Genomic DNA, 19,257 nt, shown 5'->3' with positions numbered 1-19,257 from the left:
GTTAGCGGTTTGCAAGTGTAGCAGCGTGGTCAGATGCATTCCTCCGCATCAAACAATGACACCACCCGCTGGTGAGGTAAGCGAGGCGGCATCCGCGTGTGCAGTGTAAAGTTGCGTCTTTTTGCGCCGTTAAAAAAGGCTTTACCGCCATTCTGTCCATCTCCTGAATACCTCGACGGTTCCCCCGTCGACCGCAATCCATGCAAACTGCTGCCCGCAAAGCGGCCCAACCGTCCCGCGCCGAACTCAGGCGTATCGTCACGGCAATTGTTATCGGCAACGGCTTCGTGGCGTACGACTTCACCGTCTACAGCTTTTCCGCCGTCATCATCGGTAATCTGTTCTTTCCGTCGAGCAATCCCGCGTCGTCGCTATTGCTCTCGCTCGCCACCTTCGGCGCGGGATTTGTGATGCGCCCGCTCGGCGCGATCATGATCGGCTACATTGCCGACAGCCGTGGCCGCAAAGCCGGCCTGACGGTATCGCTCACGCTGATGACCCTTGGCACGTGGCTGATCGCGTGCCTGCCGGGCTATGCGTCGATCGGCCCGGCCGCGACGGTGTTGATGGTGCTCGCGCGCCTGATGCAGGGGCTCGCCGCCGGCGGCGAGATCGGGCCGGCGTCGGCTTCGCTGATGGAGTCGGTCGCCTACCGGCACCGCTGTTTCATGGTGAGCTGGCGCGGCGCGAGCCAGGGCGCGGCCGCTTTTGCCGCCGCGCTGGTCGGGGCGTGCACGACGGCGCTGCTGTCGCCTGCCGCCATGCATGACTGGGGATGGCGCATTCCGTTCGTGCTGGGCGGGCTGATCGGACCGGTCGGCTGGTACCTGCGTCGCCGCATGCCGGTGGCCGCGCCGCTGCCGCGTACGCGGCTCAGTCTGAGGCACATGTTCACGGAGTACCCGCGTCCCTTCGTCTGCGGCCTCCTGATGATGGCGGCGCCTTCGGTAGGCATCTACCTCACCGTTTTCTATATGCCGGCCTACCTGGTTCGTACGCTGCATCGGCCAGCGGCAATCAGTCTCCTGACCGCCTGCCTGTCGGGCCTCGTGATCCTGGTGGTAACGCCGCTCGTGGCGCGCGCGGCCGACCGTTTCGTGAGCCGCAAGACGTTGCAGTACGCAGCACTCGTGGCGTCGCTGGCGGCCGCGTGGCCGGCATTCTGGGCGCTGACCCACGGCGTCGGCGACGTTGCCGCGCTCGTCATCATCACGGGGTACGTCGCGCTTGCGGTCAATAATGCCGGCCCGAGTTCCGTGCTGATGATGGAAGCGTTTTCGGTGCATCGGCGCGCGGCGGGAGTTGCGATGATTTACAGCTTCGGCGTCGTCCTGTTCGGTGGATTTTCGCCGTTCCTCGTGACGTGGCTGATCAACCGCACGGGCGATCCGATGGTTCCAGCGTGGTATCTGATGGCCGCGACCCTGCTTACGCTTGCGGCATTAAAGGCCTTTCCCGAGGCAGAGGCGCCGGATGCCAGCCTTGCCGGTGCCTCGCAGCCGCCGGCCTAAATGCTCCCCCAGCGCTCCCTCGCGCCGCGGTGCTGCAGGTCCACGGCGCGCGCCCGCATGTCTTGCGGGCTCATATCGAAGGCCCGGCGAAACGCGCGTGTGAAATCGGACGCGCTCTGAAAGCCGAGTCCATACGCGATTTCCGTCACCTGAAGATGCGGGAAACGAACCAGTTCGTCCGCCGCTTCCCGCAAGCGGCGATTGCGGATGTAGGCGCCGAGTCCGCCGTCGTGCTCGAACCAGCGATAGATGGTGGCGCGTTTCAGCTGTAACGCCTGAACCACGCTGGTGGGTGTGAGGTCGCCCTGGTGAAGATTGGCATCGACGTAGCGGCGCACCTGTCCCATCAGAGCGGCCTGCATTGCCGCCCGGCTCGCGCCGGTCAGTCGCGCCTCCTTGCGGAAAGCGGCTATCAGCAGTTGGGCGCCGGCATGTAAGGCCTCCGCCGCACTGACTGGGTCGAGCCTGGGGATTTCCCGGGCGACTGCCGTCAGGTGGTCCAGCACGAGACGGGTCAACGGCGCACCCTGCTGGACGACCCGGCCGTGAATCGCTGTGGCGTCGCGCAGTTCCTCGTCCACGATAGAAGCGGGTACGAACAGGCTCAGTAGCCGGCATTCGGGCCGCTCGGCCCGAAATGGCTGATTCAGATCGAACGCGACGATACCCTGCACCGATCCTGGCGCGCTGCGTTTCTTGCGCATGCCCGTTACGTGGCCGACCTCGCCTTCCACGAACAGTTGAAAGGCGTAATCGCGCCGCGAGTCTGTGGACACCCGTGCGACCGATCGTTCCAGCAGCACCGCGTCCGTGCTGCAGTCCGTAAACACCATACCGCCGACCGCATAAAGATCGATCTCACCGCGAAATCCCCGGGCGACCTGCTTCTTCGACGGTGGCACGTCGACCACATGCCCCACGCGCTGGCGCCAGGCCAGAAATTGTTCGTCGGCTGTGAGCGCGTGCGTGCTGAAGCTGCTCGTTGAAATGGCGGAGCGCGATTCGGCCGCTGCGGCGGCAGCCAGGTGAGGCGGTAAGGTGCGCTGGTTCATGGATCGGTTGCTGCAAACAAGGCGTGTGATTCTGGCGAGTGGCGGTGGTAACCAGATATTTAACACACCGTCGTCGAATATTGAGACGGATGGTAAAGCCTAACAAAAAACCTGCGGTATCGTCGGATGATTAGATGCAGATCGGTTTCATCGACGGGCCACCAATGCGTTTATAACAGGCTCCGCGCTGGAAAACGCAACTGCGCGCAGAAAGCGCGCCGATTGGTATTTTCGGCGCAATGGGTGCGAGGCCCAGGCTTTGCCGGCGGCCAATTTACGGGGAATCGAAAGATGAGCGGCACGAACAGGCAACCGATCGCCCAGCGCGGCGGGCTGCGTCCGGCCAGTCTGGTGGATAGCCAGTTGGAGCATCTTGAGAACATGGTCCAGTACGTGACGCGTGGTGACGCGGTTAGCGTGCTGGTTCCGCTAGATCACGAGTACTGGGAAAAGCGCATTCGCGAGCTGGAAGAAACTCACGAGTTGCTTGCCAGCCAGCGCAAACGTGTCATCAAGCTTCTCGACCGGCTCGGGAGTGAAGCGCAGATGAAGCTGAGGCGGCGAACCGCTGCCTGAGTTCGGGTTTGCTAAAGGGAAAGGTTGCGAGGATCGGGGTAGTTGCAGGAGAGAAGATCGGTGCCACAAGGTACCGGCGATAAAAAAGAAGGACCTGAGAGTGCAGTAATGATACGGACGGGCCCACAGAGGTTCGCCGGTCAGTTGTGAAACCGCTGGGCGCCTTGCCCATCGGACGTTTGGGGGTGTTGCAACACACACTTCCAGACTTGGCTGAGCAACCGGCTGGGGATCGCCACGAAAGTGTCGTCCTCGCCGGGGCTCGCTCGGCTCCTCCCTGCGTCAAACCCAACACCTGTTCGTATAGCCGCCAGCGCGTTTGGAGGCGTGCCTCTAATATTGCGTGCTTACCGCAATATTGACCGTTTTTAATAGGGCACGGTTACTTTCAGGTATGCAGAATACACAGTGAATATAGCGCTGATAAACTGTGCGCCGGAACAATAGGTCATCGCTTTCAACGCGCCGATCGCTCCCCTAAATCCGACGATATAAATCGCCGGACTACCCACCGCTATCACCTGTATTTAGCCAGTACCAGGGCTCCTTTGGCCCGTTTTTGGAAGTGACTCATGAAGCCGGGAAAGAACTCGCTTGGGAACAGACGCGCACGCAAGATCGCCATTGGGGTCAGTGCGGTATTAATCGCGGTATTGCTCGCACTGGGCAGCTGGTTTTATCAGCAGCGCGAAGCGCAGACAATTCCGGCGCTTACCGGCATCGCGAATCAGATGCGTCACGATCCCTCGGCGTGGACACATGACGAGAAAGACGCGTCGCAAATGCTGCGTGATATTCACGACGCCAACGTAGCCGCGATCGGCGTGAGCCCCAACGCGATTCTCGTGTCGAAGCGCGACGGTGCGAAATACTTCGTCACCGACCATAACTCGACGTTTTCGCACGCACTGCTGCTTGGTGAACCCAAAGCTGATCAGGCCGCGTCCTATCAACTTGTCTGGCTGCCCGACGCCGACATTCGCACCGGTGCATCGCGCTGGGTGCCAGTATTTAATCAGGTGCGCGACGCGATCAGCTTGCTGCTGCCGCTGTTGCTGATCGGCGGCATGGTGTGGTTCATGCGCCGCGAAATGAGAGGCGGCGCTTCGCTTCTCAGCAAGGCGCCTACCCTGAGTTTCGACGACGTGATCGGCGCGGGTGAAGCGAAGGCGGCGCTCGCGGACATCCGCGGCTATCTGTCCGATCCGAAGCAGTTCACGTCGATGGGCGTGCGCGCACCGTGCGGCATTCTGATGGTCGGCGGCCCTGGCGTCGGCAAGACGCGGCTTGCCCAGGCGCTCGCCGGCGAATGCGGCGCGAACTTCATTTCGATCACCGGCAGCTACTTCAGTGCGAAGTACTACGGTGTCGGCATACAGAAGGTCAAACATCTGTTCGAACTCGCGCGCAAGAATGCCCCCACGGTCATCTTCATCGACGAAGCCGACGGCCTGGCCAAGCGCACGGATACCGGCGGCGGTCCTGTCGAAGCCGAGAGCAATCGCATCATCAACCAGTTGCTGGCCGAAATGGATGGCTTCGCTTCGAATGAAGGCGTCATCATCGTCGCGGCCACGAACCATCCCGACAATCTGGACGAGGCATTGCGCCGGCCAGGCCGTTTCGATCGAACGGTACAGGTTCGTTTGCCCGACCGCGAAGACCGCGCGAAAATTTTCCGCTTCTATGCGGAGAAGCTGAAGTCGAAGGCCGCCGATATCGACTACGACCAACTCGCTCGCCTGACCACCGGCCTGTCTCCGGCCACGGTCGCGATGGTTGTGAATCAGGCGGGACTGGTTGCGCGCAAAGCCGGCGAGACGGAAATCGCCGCGAAGCATTTCATGGAAGCGATCAAGATTGCGCGCATCGGCGACGTGAGCGGCGCCGAGCGGGCATTGAGCGAAGACGAACGCACACGTATCGCGGTGCACGAAGCGGGGCACGGTCTCGTTGCCGCGCTGCTCGGAACCGGTGTGCTGGAAGAAGTCACGATCTTGCCGCGTGGCGGCGCGTTGGGTGTCGCGCTCATCACCAAGGCGCAAGACAAGCACCTGTACCGCGAAACCGAGATCCGCAACGAGATTCAGGTCCTGCTCGGCGGCCGCAATGCCGAAATTCTCACGTTCTCCGAAGCGTCGAGCGGCGCTGCGTCGGATCTTCAGGAAGCGTCGCGCATCAGTCTCGACATGGTGTCGAAGTTCGGCTTCAACCGCGATGGCGATCTGTTCAGCCTCGCGGCGCTGCCGTCGCAGTACGCGGGACTGCAGATGAAGAGCGCCATCGAGCACGCCAACGTGCTGCTCAAGGAATTGAACGAGCTGTGCTATGGGCTGCTGCATGCCTACGAGCCCGTGCTGCGTGCCATTGCCGACGAACTGCTCGAGCGGGAGACGGTGCCGGGAGAAGCGGTTTACCGGCTGATCAAGGAGCACAAGAGCGCACTGAAGATCGTTCACGAGCCTGCTGCCGCTTGATCCGTTCGGCGCAGAGTCGATGAGTTGACGCCGATACGTGCGGCTGTGTACCTCTGGGTCCGCACGTATTGCGTGAGCCGGGAGCAACCACGCCGTCGTTATAATCCGCCGCGCTTTTGTCCGATTTTTCCGGATGCGCGGCCTATACTGAATTTCGCGGTGCAATCTTAATGCGCCGCCGACTCACGAAGTCAGCCAATGCGCGGATTTCCGTGCGATTCCTCCGCACGCATCCGCCGGCACCGGGCGATCAATCACTTGCCCGGTGAAGCAATTCACCCATCATTATCTTCCGCTCTCGGCTCCCCGGCACCGCACGCTTGCGCTGCTCGAATCGCCGACGATACCGCGCTGTATTTCCGCTGGACGTAATCCTGCAGATGGATTTCGTCCTTTTATCGCAGGCTCCGCGAATAGCGTCGGCCGTGTAGGGGTGTGCCTGTTCAACCGGTTTGAATGGCTCGCTCAATTCAGTTAGGTAGCCGAAGTACATGAATTGAATTGAACGTCTGATTTGCTTACGAAGGAGATGAACATGAATAGCAAACGTATAAGCGTGCTGTCGGCCACCGCCATGGCGCTTCTGGCGCTCAGTGGTGCGGCAACGGCTGCCGGGAAGTGCTCGCTCGGGACGCTGAACGGCGCGTATGGGTTCAGCGCACAAGGCCACCTGATTGGATTGCTGGATTCGTCGGGCGGAGTCCATCCGTTTGTCACGCAACAACTGCTTAACGATGTTGCCCTCGTGACCTTCGACGGGGCCGGCAACTTTACGCGGATCGATACCGGTACCGTCGGCGGCGCGCCAAAGGGTGGCCAGACCAATTTTGTCGGCAATCAAACCGGCGTCTACACGATCAAATCCGACTGCACCGGTACGATGACCATCCAGTATGACAGCGGGGTGGTACTTCTACTGGAAATGGTGGTGACCGATGATGCCAGGGTGATCAAAGCGATCATCATCACCGAGACGCTGCCGAGCGCCGGGGCTACCGTCGACGGCACGCTTTGCCAGGCGCCTTGCGCCGAGGCGGTCGAGGTCAGTCTGGAGGGGCAGAAAGTCGTGTCATTCGGGTCACGCTAGCTGACTGACTGACGGGCGGCGACCACGTTTCTGGCGCCGCCACGAGAGCCGGAACGTCACTTTGCGGGTGGTGGCGTGTCGCCCTTTTGCGGCAGAGGCTGATCGAGACCCGGTTCGACGGGGGTAGGGATGGCGTCGCCAATAGGCTTGGAGACCTCGGTTGGCGGGCTGCCGGGGTCTTCATCCGGCCTGTTTTCGTGCTCGTTCGGGGGATTGGGCATGTTTGCCACGATGGCTCTCCGGTGGATTGCTATGAACAATGATGAGCAATCCGCGTTCCACGGGCTGGCATGTGCAGCCCGAACCCCTATAAAACCCCGGATTTCCAGACCATTTGCGCCGCGGCCGCCAGAACGAACACCAGAACCAGAACGCGAAACGCTCCCGGCGGCAATCTGTCTCTAAGCGGCCGTACCAACAGTATTCCCGCGATCACCGGCACGCTCGCGCAGACCGAAATGACCAGGTCGCTCCAGCTGGCATGCGCACCGCCGCTAAACGTGGCAACCAGCGTGATAATCGACACCACCAGAATTATCGCGATCTGCTTCGTAAAGACTTTTCCCGTGGCGCCCGTGGCGATCAGATACATCGCCAGCAAAGGCCCCGGCACCGAAGCGATGCTCTCCATCACCGCTGCACCGAATCCCAATACGAAGCCCGCCGGCTTCGCCCATTTCGGTGACAGCGTGAGCCGCGGTGAAAGCAGCAGGAGCAGCGCGGCAACGATCAGCAATATGCCCGCAGCAGCCTGCGCGCGATGGGGCGCAAGCGAAATCAGTACGCTCACGCCGACGATGTTGCCGATCACCGTACCGATCAAGGGCGCGGCAATGCGCCGGACCGTCGGCAGCATGTCGCCGCCTTCCAGTGCCTGTGGAATATTGCCGAGAATGATCGGCATCGACAGCAGTAGAACGGCCTCCTTGATCGGCATGAACTGGCTGAGAATCGGCATCGCCACCAGCGGCACGCCGATACTCACCACGCCCTTGACCATCCCGCCCAGCAATAGCGCGGCAACAATGCCGAGCAGCGCGTAAAGGCTGAGCGTCTGCAGGCTCGCGCCAAGCACGCCGTTGGCGAAACTGAAATGAAACATCGTTGAAGTCCGCGAGCCCACCGCGCGGATCAGATGGACCGGAGTTCGCGCGGGCAGTGGCTTGTTTTTATCGTTCGGTCTGTTCAGTGCCTGCGTGTCGCGCAAGGGTCGAAGCAGCCGGCCAGGTGAGGCCGCATGATACCGCGCCCTTACTCATGTCGCATGAAAGCAGAACGTAATGGATGAGTCTTTCAGGCGGCATCTGAAGCGGTGCTTTTATCTCTCAGCGCATGCCCTTTGCGAGGGGCAAAAGTGGCCGGCGTTTGCGTAGCCATTGGTGTCGTGGTGTCCAATGGCGCACGCCGCGTTTTCAAGCGAAGAATCGGTGCTTCAATCAGGCGCCAGGACAACACGGCCATGGTCAGCGAAATCAGGAACGACGCGATAATCCCGGCGACATGTGCCCACAGCGGCACGGTACCGCCGAAGAACGCCGTGGCGTGGTGGTTGCGGGTCAGGTCCGGAATCAGATTGTGATAGAGGTAGAAGCCGTAGCTAATGCGCCCGAAGTTCATCAGCCAGCCGGTTTCAAGCAGGCCAATCACGGCCGCGTTGCGGCAGCACGCAATCGAGCACACCAGTGCCGCGATGCACAGGCCGTACAAGGCGCTGACCGTCGTGAAGGCAAGCGAACTGTCCAACTGACTCCAAATGGGCTCGGTCGCACAAAAGCCCACAAGGCACACGCTCAATACGAACAGCGTCAAACCATGCCCGAGCACGACCCGCAAGCGGCTCTCTTTCCCGGCGATCATCAAGCCGCCAATTCCGCCCAGGGCCAGCAGCCAGAAGTTGGTCAGCGGATGCGTATAGATCGTGATGTCTTGCCACTGCGCCGCACGCATCGCCAGCAACGAAACCAGTCCAAGCGCGACGATCGCGAGGCACACCGCGCGATGCCGCCGCACCGCAACCAGCAGCAATAACGGCGCAAACACGAGATAAAACTGCTCTTCGATCGCGAGGCTCCAGAGATGCGAGTAACGCCCCGGCCAGTAATGCAGCACCGAGCCGATCCAGAAGTTCGACAGATAGGCGAAATGAAACGGCATGCCACTCGCGAGTTCCGGGCTCGCCAAGCCGAGCGCCATCAGCACGCACATCACCACCAGCATCAGGTAGTAGATCGGAAAAATGCGCAATGTGCGGCGAAACAGAAAGCGTTTCAGTTCTACACCGAACCGGCTGGCGTTTGTTTCGATGCGCGCGCGTTGCGCCGACAGAATGCCGATGATCAGAAAGCCGCTCAGCGCGAAGAAGATCCACACGCCAAGATGGCCAATTTCGCCGATGTCGCCGAATAAGCGGTGCTGAAAAAAGACCATGAGAACTGCAATCGCGCGCAATCCGTCGAAGCCTGCAATCCTGTCGTTCATGTGGTTATCTTCCAGTGCGAAGGCGGCGCGCAAGGCGCTGCCGTTCAGGGCGAGAGTGGAAGGACCGGAGCGTACCGGTGACGGCAAAGTCAACGACGGCAAAGGGAAAACGTCGCAATGACGCTCAGCACGCCAGGAGATCGAGGATCAGCCCGGCAGCGTGTCCGGTCCACATGAGTGGCCGCCGTCGAGGGGTGGTATCGCGCGATAAGCGGGAGATCCGACGGGCCTGTATGAAACCATCCTACGATGAAAAAAAGCGAAAAAAATCGCGCAGCGCAATCGGCGATTTTTTTCAGTGACCTTTACCGATCGTGCTGGTGATGGATGGTCTGAAAGCCGCAAAACTTGCTGCAAGACTTTCCACTAATCATGGCGTGACGACTCAGTATTACTGCATGCCGACATCTGATTTTCAGATTGCTGGCACTCCGAATGCATTTAGAGGGCGGTTGTCAGCGCGTGTCGAGTTGGCGCACGGTCTCGCTGGGAACGTTTTATTCTCATGGAGTTCCTACATGGAACTCCCATGTGTATGACCGTTTTTCACGGCGCGTTGCACGCACGCGCCATCTTGCGAGAGCCAGAATGGACACCCGCCGCGGACGCTCGATCGAAGTGGATTTCTTCCGCGGCATTGTGTTGATCGTCATCGTGCTGGATCACATCCCCGGCAGCACGCTGTCGCATCTGATGTTGCACACGTATGCTCTGTGCGACTCCGCGGAAGTGTTCGTGTTCCTCGGCGGCTATGCGTCAGCGGCCGCGTTTACAGCGGTACTCGCGGGCCGCGGCGAGAGTGCGGCGAAGATGCGTTTCGTGAGGCGCTGCTGGGAGATCTATCGCGCCTATCTATTGACGGCCATATTGACGCTGCTGTCCGGCGCCGTCCTCGCGCTATTGCATCTGAACCAGCCGATGGTCGACCTGACCGGCTGGCAGCCGTTCGCGGTTCAGCCGCTGCACGAAGCATTCGATATTGCCGTGCTGCGGCGCCAGCCGTATTTGTCGAGTGTGCTGCCCATGTATGTGATCTTTGCGCTATTCGTGCCATTCGTGGTGCCGTTGGCGCGCCGGTCGTCGCTTGCGGCGCTGGGCCTGAGCGTGACGATCTGGGCGCTTGCCCGGCCGCTGGCCTCGCTATTCAGCATTGACGACGTGGCCGACTGGGCTTTTAATCCGTTTGCATGGCAATTGATGTTCGTGCTCGGCATTCTGTGCCGGGTGCAACCCGTCAGCGAGCGCTTTCACGCCACCCGCACGGCGCACTGGTTCACGCGTGCCGCGGTGGTCGCGGTGCTGGCGTTCGCCATTGTTAAACTCTTTGTGCTGACGCAGCCTCTGCCCGGCGTGAATAAACAGAACCTTTCCGTGGAACGCGTGATCAACTTTCTCGTCATCGCCTGGCTCGCCGCACAGTTCGTGCGCACCGGCAGCATCGCGTGGCTCGCACAGCGCCTGCCTGCCGTGGTGACGGTCGGCCGTACCGGGCTCGTATGTTTTGTCGCCGGCACGCTGGTGTCGTTGATCGTCGATACGGCAACGCCCCATACGTTCCACGGTTTTCGCGGCACGCTGATCGGACTCGGCGGCGATCTGGTCGCCATCGGCGCGGTGCTGATGATCGCGCGCGGCTGGAACGACTGGAAAGGGCCGCGCTCGCGCGCGGCTGTCAACGGCGCGGGCTACGGATGAGGGCGCGGGTGCGCCATGTCCGTCATGGGCTTTCTAAGGGGCGTTCACGCACGGCCGTCACGGTGGCCGGCGCGGTGCTATGGCTAACGAACGCCTCACAGGCATGCGCCGCGCCCAAGGACGCGCCGCTCGCCATGCGTTGCGCGGAATTCGCGGGCGCGGTGTTGCCCCCAGAACTGATCGCGTTGCCGACGGCCGGCGTGCAGATCGAAAGTGCGGCGATGGTGGCGGCCACGGCGCCCGGCAATCAGCAAGGCGGCGAATATTGCCGTATCACCGGGCGCATCAAGGCGCTCAAGGCCAGTACGCCCGATATCCGCTTCGATCTGAATCTGCCGCGCCGCTGGAACGGCCGCGCGCTGCAGATCGGAGGCGGGGGCTACAACGGCGTGGTGGTGAGCGGAACGGGCGTGATGCCGTTCTCTCCGGATCGCGCGCCGCTCGCGCAAGGCTATGCGACCTTCGGCGACGACTCGGGGCATGTGGGCGATTCGTCGCTCGCGGTGTTCGGCCTCGTAGACGAAGCGGTCACGAATTTCGGCTACGCGCATCTGAAGAAAACGCACGACACCGCGCTCGCATTAATTGCACGCGCTTACGGCCGGCCGCCGCAACGGATGTATTTCGCCGGCGGCTCGACAGGCGGTCGCGAAGGCTACACCGTGATGCAGCGCTATCCCGACGACTACGACGGCGTGATCGCCAATTCGCCCGCGCTCAATTTCTCCGGCGTGCGTTTGATGGGCGTGAAGCTCGGTCAGGCGGAATACGCTACGCCCGGCGGTTTCATTCCGCCGCAATTGCTCGATCATGTGTATCAACGCACGCTCGCGGTTTGCGACCGGCTCGATGGCGCGGCCGACGGCGTGATCAGCGACGTCGAGGGGTGCAAGGAACACGAAGCGGAAATCATCGCCTCGCTGCGCTGCGCCGGACGAGCCCCCTCGCATGACGAGTGCCTCACCGACCCGCAGCTCTCCACCTTGCTGCTGATGCGTGACGGCCTGTCGTTGCCGTACAAGCTGGCGTGGAATGTTAGCGGCTATCGGGGCTACAACGTCTTTCAAGGCACGCATCTGACCGGCATGCTCGGCCTGGGGCATCAAGCCGCGCGCTTGCCGGTGCCGACTTTCTTCGCCAACGGCTACCTGTTCGCGCAGGGCGACGGCTACGTCCGCTACTTCGTGGCTCACGACGCGGAGTTCGACTCGCTCAGGTTCGACCCGCTTCATCCCGGCAAATATCGCGGACAGCTCATCGCGCTCTCGCAGACGATCGGCGCGATGAACCCCGACCTCGCCCGCTACATCGCGAAGGGCGGCAAGCTCATCACACTGCAAGGCCTCGCCGACGAAGTCATCAGCCCGAACCAGACGATCGCCTACTACGAAGCGCTGATCGATCGATTCGGCATCGACCAGGTCGATGCGTTCATGCGGCTCTACATGGTGCCGGGTTTCCAGCATGGCAGCGGCGTGTTCATCCCCTCGGTGGATCTGCTGGGCGCGCTCGACAACTGGGTGACGCGTGGCGTATCGCCCGAAACGCTGACCGCTACGGATATCGCGGCCGCGACCAACGGACGCTCGCGTCCGCTGTGCCGTTACCCGCTGTTTCCCCGCTATAGCGGCAAGGGCAATGTGAATCTCGCCAGCAGTTTCGCGTGCGCCGAACCGTGAAAGGCCCCGGCCTGTCTGGCAAGAACCCCGGCCGGCCCTGAAAGGCTGACACGCTCGCCGGCGGTAGCCGCTCCTCCGAATTCTCGCGGTTGCGCTGCACGCTTTCCCACTTTCAATTACATTGCGGGTGCGGCGGCGTATTCGTCCCGCCCCCTTTTAATCCAATACCGGTGTCTGCCATCGTCGAATCCATGCAGCCTATCGTCTCGGTCACGAATTTGTCGAAAACCTATGCCACGGGTTTTCATGCACTCAAAAACATCAATCTGGCGATCAATCGCGGAGAAATCTTCGCCTTGCTTGGGCCCAACGGGGCGGGCAAAACCACCCTTATCAGCATCATTTGCGGCATTGTCAACGCGAGCGTCGGCAGCGTGATGGTGGACGGCCGCGACATCGCGACGGACTATCGCGGCGCACGCTCGCTGATCGGCCTCGTGCCGCAGGAGCTCACCACCGACTCGTTCGAAACCGTCTGGGCGACCGTCTCGTTCAGCCGCGGGCTGTTCGGCAAGCCGAAAAACCCCGCTTACATCGAGAAGGTCTTGCGCGATCTGTCGCTGTGGGAAAAGCGCGATAACAAGATCATTACGCTGTCGGGCGGCATGAAGCGCCGCGTGCTGATTGCGAAGGCGCTCTCGCACGAACCGCGCGTGCTGTTTCTCGATGAACCCACGGCCGGTGTCGACGTCGAGTTGCGCCGCGATATGTGGAAGCTGGTGCGCTCGCTCACTGCAAGCGGTGTGACGATCATTCTCACCACGCACTATATCGACGAAGCCGAGGAAATGGCCGACCGCATCGGCGTGATCAATGCGGGCGAGATCATGCTGGTGGAAGAGAAGACGGAGTTGATGCGCAAACTCGGCAAGAAGCAGTTGACGCTGCAACTGGAGAGTTCGCTCGAGGCGGTGCCGGCGGCGCTGGCCGGATATGGGCTGGATGTCGCCAAGGGTGGCAACGAGTTGATCTATACGTATGAGGGCGACGGCGGGCGTACGGACATCATCGCGCTGCTCAAAGCGCTCGACGATGCCGGCATCCGCTTCAAGGATCTGCATACGACACAAAGCTCGCTCGAGGACATCTTCGTCAGTCTGCTCCGAGGTAACCAATGAATATCTACGCAATCCGCGCGATCTACAAGTTCGAGATGGCGCGTACCTGGCGCACGCTGATGCAGAGCATCATCGCGCCGGTGATTTCGACTTCGCTGTACTTCGTCGTGTTCGGCGCGGCCATCGGTTCGCGCATCAAGGAAGTGGATGGCATCAGTTATGGCGCGTTCATCGTGCCGGGTCTGATCATGCTTTCGCTGCTGTCGCAAAGCATCTCGAATGCGTCGTTCGGGATTTACTTTCCGCGCTTTACCGGCACGATCTACGAGTTGCTGTCGGCGCCGGTGTCGTACCTCGAGATCGTGGTGAGCTATGTGGGCGCGGCGGCCACCAAATCGATTCTGCTCGGCTTGATCATTCTGGCTACTGCCGGCCTGTTCGTGCCGCTGCAGGTGCAGCATCCGTTCTGGATGATCCTGTTTCTGGTGCTCACCGCGGTCACGTTCAGTCTGCTCGGTTTTATTATCGGCATCTGGGCGGATAGCTTCGAGAAGCTGCAACTCGTGCCGCTACTGATCATCACGCCGCTTACGTTCCTCGGCGGCAGTTTCTATGCGGTCAATATGCTGCCGCCGTTCTGGAAGGTCGTGACGTTGTTCAATCCGATCGTTTATCTGGTCAGCGGTTTTCGTTGGAGCTTCTATGGCCTCGCCGACGTGGACGTTGGCGTCAGCCTTGGAATGACCGCGTTGTTTCTGGCGGTGTTTCTCGTGATCGTTGCCTGGATCTTCAAGACCGGGTACCGGTTGAAGAGCTAACTAGCCCACCACTCAAACGCACGCGGCAATCGAAGAAGTCATTGAGACGTGGTTGGTAGGTAAGCTGCAAACGGCCTGACGTGCAGGTTTAGTGCTTTTGTTGAATGGACGTGACGGGGTTCGTCGTCACGTCCACTGCTTTCCCCCCAGGCAAGTTCCTTCCGCAATTCCGCCGCGATTCCCCGGCAATTCCCCGCCAGCAGCCCCTCAGGCTATCCCCTTAGTCCATCCGGACGATGCCCTCGCAAGCCCAATCGCCGTCAATGACGGTATGAACCGGGCGCGGTGCGGCATGCTTTTCCGCCGACCGTATCCCCCGGCACACAGCCACGTGGCAGCCGTTGGAGCCGCGTACAGGGATGGGGACGAGTGGGATGAGGGCGGGTGCGATGGAGGAGGGATGCAAATGAAATCCAGAGTTCAGCGGGACGGACTGATTGCCGGTTTGCTGGTGGCGATCGGCGTGGTCGGCGTATCCGTGCGGCAGCTCTATGCCTGCGCCTGGAACGACGAGTTTCCCGGCATGGTGTGTACGGCCGGGTCATCGCTTTCGTTGTTCTTGGGGATCACCGGGTTGGCTGCGCTCGCTGGAAGAATCTGGGCACGCCGCTCGGGCGCGGACGAACAGTGCTTCACGTTCCTCGGCGCGGTGGGCGGCGCAGCGCTGGTGTATGCGATGGTGGTGACAGGTTTCTAGTCGCTGGTGATGCTGGAAAAGATACGAAGCCGCACAGCCCGGCCCAGCACATCATTCGGAGCCGCTGCGCCGTGCTACACGTGCCGCGCAGCGTATCAGGCCACGATTGCCGGATGCGCCTGCACCGGTCCGCCCAACGCCTCACGATGCGAAGGCGGCTGGCGTCCGTCGAGCTCAGTGACACCGTATTCGTGCGCAAGCTCCGCGCCGACCAGTACCCAACCGGACTTCTGCTGACGTTGCGGATCGCGGTACAGCGCATCGATCAGGCGCCCCGTGAATTGCGGCGTCTCCGCGAGTTCGCTGAAGCCCGCATACTGCTCGGGATGCTCGGCGATCACGCGCGCGGTGCGCTCGGTTTGCAGCATGCCCATCCAGATGGAAACCGCCGCCACGCCATGCGGTTTCAGATCGACGGCCATGTCCTTGGCGAACTTGTCGACACCCACTTTCTGTGCGCCGTACGCCGCGCCGTGCATATAGCAGCTTGCGCCGAACGAGGACGTGAACGCGATCAGCCCATCGCCTTGCGCGGCCATCAACTTCGCGGCATGCCAGCTCGCGACATACCCGGAGCGCAGGCCGACATCGAGAATATTCACGAGATCCAGCGGCTTTTCCCAGAACGGTGCCGGGCGGATCAGTTCGTCATGCAACGCGGTGGCGTTGTTAACGAGGATGTCGAGGCGCCCGCTGTTGTGACGGATGTAGTCGAATACTTCCGCCACCTGCTGGTCATCGGCGTGATCGCAGGTAAGGGCGATGCCTTTGCCGCCGAGCCTGTCGATTTCGATTGCTGTCGCGTGCACCGTGCCGGGCAACGGCGCATCGCCTTCGTGCTGCGTGCGTCCGGTCACGTAGACCGTTGCGCCCGTTGCGGCGAGCGCGAGTGCGATACCTTTGCCGGCGCCGCGTGAAGCGCCGGTGACGAGGGCTACATAGGGCTTTTGACGTTGAGTCATCGAGGATTCACCATGAGGAGGTTTCGAGTTCGTATGACGCGGACTGAGCGTTTAACTGCACCGTTACGGCGGACCGAACCGGCGCGGACATCGGCGCGGACATCGGCGGCGCGCTGGCCATCGGCGCGGCAAGTGCGCGTTCGAAAGCGTGCGGGTTATCCGGGTCCGCTTCGCCAAGCGGAATGAACGCCATGATCTCGAGTTCATGACCCGACAGCGCCGGCAGCCTGAATGGGCTCGACAACACATTCAACCGACGCACGCCGATCTCGCGCAAGATCTGCGAGCCGATGCCTGAGAGTCTGCCGTCCTTGCGCGCCGGCGTGCCGTTGCTGCTATTCATCGCATCGGCTCGCATGTCGCAATCGAGCAGCACCGCCACGCCGCATCCGGCCGCATCGATTTTTTGCAGCGCTGCATGCAGCGGCCACGAATGCGCGGACGGTTCTGCGTCGAGCAGATCGAGCAGCGAAAAGCATTCGTGCACGCGTGTGAGCACTGGCACATTGGGCAGAGGCGTGCCGCGCACCAACGCGAGATGCGTGGATTGCCGCACGGTATCGCGATACTGAATGGCGCGAAACGGTCCCCACGGCGTGTGCAACGGTCTTTCTCCGACACGTTCCACGAGCGTCTCGTGAGTGCTGCGATAGTGGATCAGATCGGCGATCGTGCCGATCTTCAGGCCGTGCAGTTCCGCGAATTCGATCAGTTGCGGCAGGCGCGACATGGTACCGTCGTCGTTCATGATTTCGCAGATCACCGCGGCAGGCGTTAAACCTGCCAGCGCGGTGAGGTCGCAACCGGCCTCGGTATGTCCGGCACGCACCAGCACACCGCCTGGCCGCGCCGCAATGGGAAACACGTGGCCCGGTTGCACCAGATCTTCGGCGCGCACCTCTGCGTGAACCGCGGTGCGGATCGTATGCGCGCGGTCGGCGGCAGAGATGCCGGTGGTGACGCCTTCTGCCGCCTCGATGCTGACCGTGAAGGCGGTGCCGTATTGCGTGCCGTTCTGTTCCGCCATCGGCGGAAGTTTCAGGCGCGCGCAGTGTTCGGCTGTCAGCGTCAGACAGACGAGGCCGCGGCCAAAGCGCGCCATGAAGTTGATCGCTTCGGGCGTGACATGGTCGGCGGCAATGAGCAGATCGCCTTCGTTCTCGCGATCTTCCTCGTCGACCAGAATGATCATGCGGCCGGCTTTCAGCTCGGCGACGATTTCGTCGGTGGTGGCGAGTTTCATGGGTTTATCCCTGTGCTGCTGCTGTGACTGGCGCTACGTATGGAAGAAAGCGAAAAGAGACGCTCAACCTGCGCCAGCGCCGAACACAGGCGCGCGCTTGTCGAAGAAGGCGTCAATGCCCTCGCGGAAATCGTCGCCTGCCGCGCAGTGCAGAAAGCTGCGCTGCTCCGCGTACAGATGCTCGGCGAAGCTGCGCTCGGGCGCATGCTGGATCAGATTCTTGGTTTGCGCGAACGCATCCGGCGAGAGCGCGCCCATCCGTTTTAGCAGCGCGCGAGTCTGCGCCGTGAGGTCATCGTCCGGTACGACCCAGTTGACGAAACCCGCTCGCAACGCTTCGTCGGCGGTATGCCGTTCGTCGAGATACATCCATTGCGCAGCCTGCTTCGTGCCGAGCGCGCGCGGCAACGTATAGGTCGCACCGCCATCAGGTGAGGTGCCGATACGGCCATACGCCGAGGTGAACGTCGCGCTCTTCGCTGCAATAGCCAGGTCGCAGGCCGCGACGAGGCTTAAGCCGAAGCCCGCCACGGCGCCGTTGACGCTGGCAATCACCGGCTTGCGCGAACCCGTGACGGTCTCGGCCACGGTTTGTGCGAGCCGCACGAGTTTGCCGATCGAGCGGTCGCGTACCACGGGTTTGGTGTCGAGTGCGGCGCGCATGGTCTGCAAATCGCCGCCCGCCATGAACGCGTTGCCGGCGCCGGTCAGCACGATCGCGCGGATTTCGTCGTGGTGAGCGAGGCGTGCGAGCTTGGCGTTCAGTTCGATTGCCATCGCTTCGTTGAGAGCGTTCAGTGCCTCGGGGCGGTCGAACGTGAGCGTCGCGATGCCGTCTTCGGCCGCGAGGCGGATCAATGCAGTCATATCTTTTCTGGTAAGCGGAGTCAGGTGTTCTGGACGTGCAGCGCATCGCGTAAGCGTTGCGCCGCCATCGTGAGTGCATGGTCGGCCGCATCGAGTGCGCCGAGAAAACTGGCGAAGCCGTGCATGTGCCCCGGCCAGCGCAGATGGGTGGTGAGCACGCCGGCTTGCGCGAGACGTGCCGCGTAATGCTCGGCCTCGTCGCGCAGCGGGTCGTATTCCGCGCTGATGATGGTGGCGCTGGCTACGCCCGTGAGATCGGTGGCGGCGAGCGGACTGGCGAGTGGATCGGCGCGATCGGCGCCCGCGGCGAAATACTGGTCCTTGAACCAGCGCATCATGTCCGCCGTCAGCAGATAGCCGTCGCCCATCGATTCGTATGAGGGATATTCGGTTGCGCAATCCACCACCGGGTAGAACAACAGTTGATGCGCGATATTCACGTGGCTATGACGCAACTGCTGCGCGGCTACCGCGGCGAGATTGCCGCCCGCGCTGTCGCCGGCAACGGCAAGCGCGCCGGGCCGCACGCGCAGATCGGCTGAGTTGGATGCGGCCCAGCGCACGGCGTCGCATGCATCGAGCGCGGCGGCCGGAAAACGCGCTTCCGGCGCGAGCCGGTAATCGACCGATAGCACGACCGTTCGCGCGCGTTGCGCCAGACAGCGGCACAGGTTGGCATGGGTGTCGAGCCCGCAGGAAACGAAGCCGCCGCCGTGGAAGAAAACGGTGAGGGGAAGCAGGCCATCGTCGCCTTCTATCACCGGCCGGTAAAGGCGCGCGCCGATCGGACCGCTCGCGGTCGGGATCATCAGATCTTCTTCCGAGGCGACCGGGTCGCCCGGCGCAAAACCGCCGCCCGCGGCAAGCATGGCGCGGTAAGCGGGCGCGCTGAGTTGCGCGAAATCGAGCGGGGGCATGCCGGCGAGAGCGGCGAGCACGGCTTGCGCCTGAGGTTCGAGCGCCATCGGGTCTCCTGAGAAAACTGTCATGAAAGCGGCTATACCGCGTATAAGCGATGCGGCCGTATATGACGCGAATCGGGCCGCAATTCAGGGCA

At 61.9% G+C, this 19,257-nt stretch carries 16 protein-coding genes and 1 pseudogene; 10 read left to right on the top strand and 7 right to left on the bottom strand.

What is annotated here, in order from left to right; genetic code table 11:
- Positions 1-200 precede the first annotated feature (200 nt).
- On the top strand, positions 201-1,511 hold the full coding sequence (locus R8871_RS10080) for an MFS transporter (RefSeq protein ID WP_175050302.1): 1,311 nt from the start codon (positions 201-203) through the stop codon (positions 1,509-1,511).
- Here R8871_RS10080 and R8871_RS10075 read toward each other — a convergent pair.
- Entirely contained in the window at positions 1,508-2,563 is a 1,056-nt protein-coding gene (locus R8871_RS10075) for an AraC family transcriptional regulator (RefSeq protein WP_175050301.1), read from the bottom strand. The genes R8871_RS10080 and R8871_RS10075 overlap by 4 nt on opposite strands.
- 291 nt (positions 2,564-2,854) lie before the next feature.
- Between R8871_RS10075 and R8871_RS10070 the strand changes: the two genes are divergently transcribed.
- From R8871_RS10070 to R8871_RS10060, 3 genes are all read left to right on the top strand, one after another.
- A complete protein-coding gene (locus R8871_RS10070) occupies positions 2,855-3,139 on the top strand; it encodes a hypothetical protein (protein ID WP_175050300.1) in 285 nt (94 codons plus the stop codon).
- 572 nt (positions 3,140-3,711) lie between these two features.
- Positions 3,712-5,616, top strand: coding sequence for an AAA family ATPase (locus tag R8871_RS10065; RefSeq protein WP_175050299.1), 1,905 nt, complete (start codon positions 3,712-3,714; stop codon positions 5,614-5,616).
- Positions 5,617-6,151: 535 nt separating this feature from the next.
- A complete protein-coding gene (locus R8871_RS10060) occupies positions 6,152-6,703 on the top strand; it encodes a hypothetical protein (RefSeq protein WP_175050298.1) in 552 nt (183 codons plus the stop codon).
- A gap of 307 nt (positions 6,704-7,010) precedes the next feature.
- Here the strand turns inward: R8871_RS10060 and R8871_RS10055 are convergent, their stop codons facing one another.
- Positions 7,011-7,805, bottom strand: a complete 795-nt coding sequence (locus R8871_RS10055; protein ID WP_175050297.1) for a sulfite exporter TauE/SafE family protein — start codon at positions 7,803-7,805, stop codon at positions 7,011-7,013.
- A 191-nt stretch (positions 7,806-7,996) separates the two neighbouring features.
- Complete coding sequence (locus R8871_RS10050) at positions 7,997-9,181, bottom strand: acyltransferase family protein (RefSeq protein ID WP_175050296.1); 1,185 nt, start codon at positions 9,179-9,181, stop codon at positions 7,997-7,999.
- Here R8871_RS10050 and R8871_RS10045 point away from each other — a divergent pair.
- From R8871_RS10045 to R8871_RS10020, 6 genes are all read left to right on the top strand, one after another.
- The gene (locus R8871_RS10045; RefSeq protein ID WP_175050041.1) at positions 9,129-9,302 is read left to right on the top strand and encodes a hypothetical protein; all 174 of its coding nucleotides are present in this window, start codon (positions 9,129-9,131) and stop codon (positions 9,300-9,302) included. The genes R8871_RS10050 and R8871_RS10045 overlap by 53 nt on opposite strands.
- A gap of 467 nt (positions 9,303-9,769) precedes the next feature.
- Entirely contained in the window at positions 9,770-10,876 is a 1,107-nt protein-coding gene (locus tag R8871_RS10040; protein WP_175050295.1) for an OpgC domain-containing protein, read from the top strand.
- Positions 10,873-12,555 carry a tannase/feruloyl esterase family alpha/beta hydrolase gene (locus R8871_RS10035; RefSeq protein ID WP_175050294.1) on the top strand — a complete coding sequence of 561 codons (1,683 nt, stop codon included), beginning with the start codon at positions 10,873-10,875 and terminating at the stop codon, positions 12,553-12,555. Before R8871_RS10040 ends, R8871_RS10035 begins: the two co-directional genes overlap by 4 nt.
- 191 nt (positions 12,556-12,746) lie before the next feature.
- Entirely contained in the window at positions 12,747-13,673 is a 927-nt protein-coding gene (locus R8871_RS10030) for an ABC transporter ATP-binding protein (protein WP_175050293.1), read from the top strand.
- Positions 13,670-14,431, top strand: a complete 762-nt coding sequence (locus R8871_RS10025; protein WP_093633049.1) for an ABC transporter permease — start codon at positions 13,670-13,672, stop codon at positions 14,429-14,431. Before R8871_RS10030 ends, R8871_RS10025 begins: the two co-directional genes overlap by 4 nt.
- Positions 14,432-14,837: 406 nt before the next feature.
- The gene (locus tag R8871_RS10020) at positions 14,838-15,128 is read left to right on the top strand and encodes a hypothetical protein (protein ID WP_143131643.1); all 291 of its coding nucleotides are present in this window, start codon (positions 14,838-14,840) and stop codon (positions 15,126-15,128) included.
- Positions 15,129-15,223: 95 nt separating this feature from the next.
- Here the strand turns inward: R8871_RS10020 and R8871_RS10015 are convergent, their stop codons facing one another.
- The 4 genes and pseudogenes from R8871_RS10015 to R8871_RS10000 all read right to left on the bottom strand — a co-directional run bounded on the left by R8871_RS10015 (position 15,224) and on the right by R8871_RS10000 (position 19,165).
- Complete coding sequence (locus tag R8871_RS10015; RefSeq protein ID WP_175050292.1) at positions 15,224-16,090, bottom strand: SDR family NAD(P)-dependent oxidoreductase; 867 nt, start codon at positions 16,088-16,090, stop codon at positions 15,224-15,226.
- A 145-nt stretch (positions 16,091-16,235) separates the two neighbouring features.
- Positions 16,236-17,333 (bottom strand): annotated as a pseudogene (ribBA, locus tag R8871_RS10010) (bifunctional 3,4-dihydroxy-2-butanone-4-phosphate synthase/GTP cyclohydrolase II); the annotation flags it as partial.
- A gap of 63 nt (positions 17,334-17,396) precedes the next feature.
- Complete coding sequence (locus tag R8871_RS10005) at positions 17,397-18,200, bottom strand: enoyl-CoA hydratase/isomerase family protein (protein ID WP_175050290.1); 804 nt, start codon at positions 18,198-18,200, stop codon at positions 17,397-17,399.
- Between the two features lie 20 nt (positions 18,201-18,220).
- Positions 18,221-19,165: an alpha/beta hydrolase gene (locus R8871_RS10000; protein ID WP_175050289.1), complete on the bottom strand. Its 945-nt coding sequence runs from the start codon at positions 19,163-19,165 to the stop codon at positions 18,221-18,223.
- Between the last annotated feature and the right edge of the window lie 92 nt (positions 19,166-19,257).

The sequence above is a fragment of the Paraburkholderia sediminicola genome, assembly GCF_902859805.1.
Taxonomy (GTDB): domain Bacteria; phylum Pseudomonadota; class Gammaproteobacteria; order Burkholderiales; family Burkholderiaceae; genus Paraburkholderia; species Paraburkholderia sediminicola.
The sequence above is the reverse complement of the archived record's forward strand: the minus strand, read 5'-3'. Positions and strand labels throughout refer to the sequence as shown.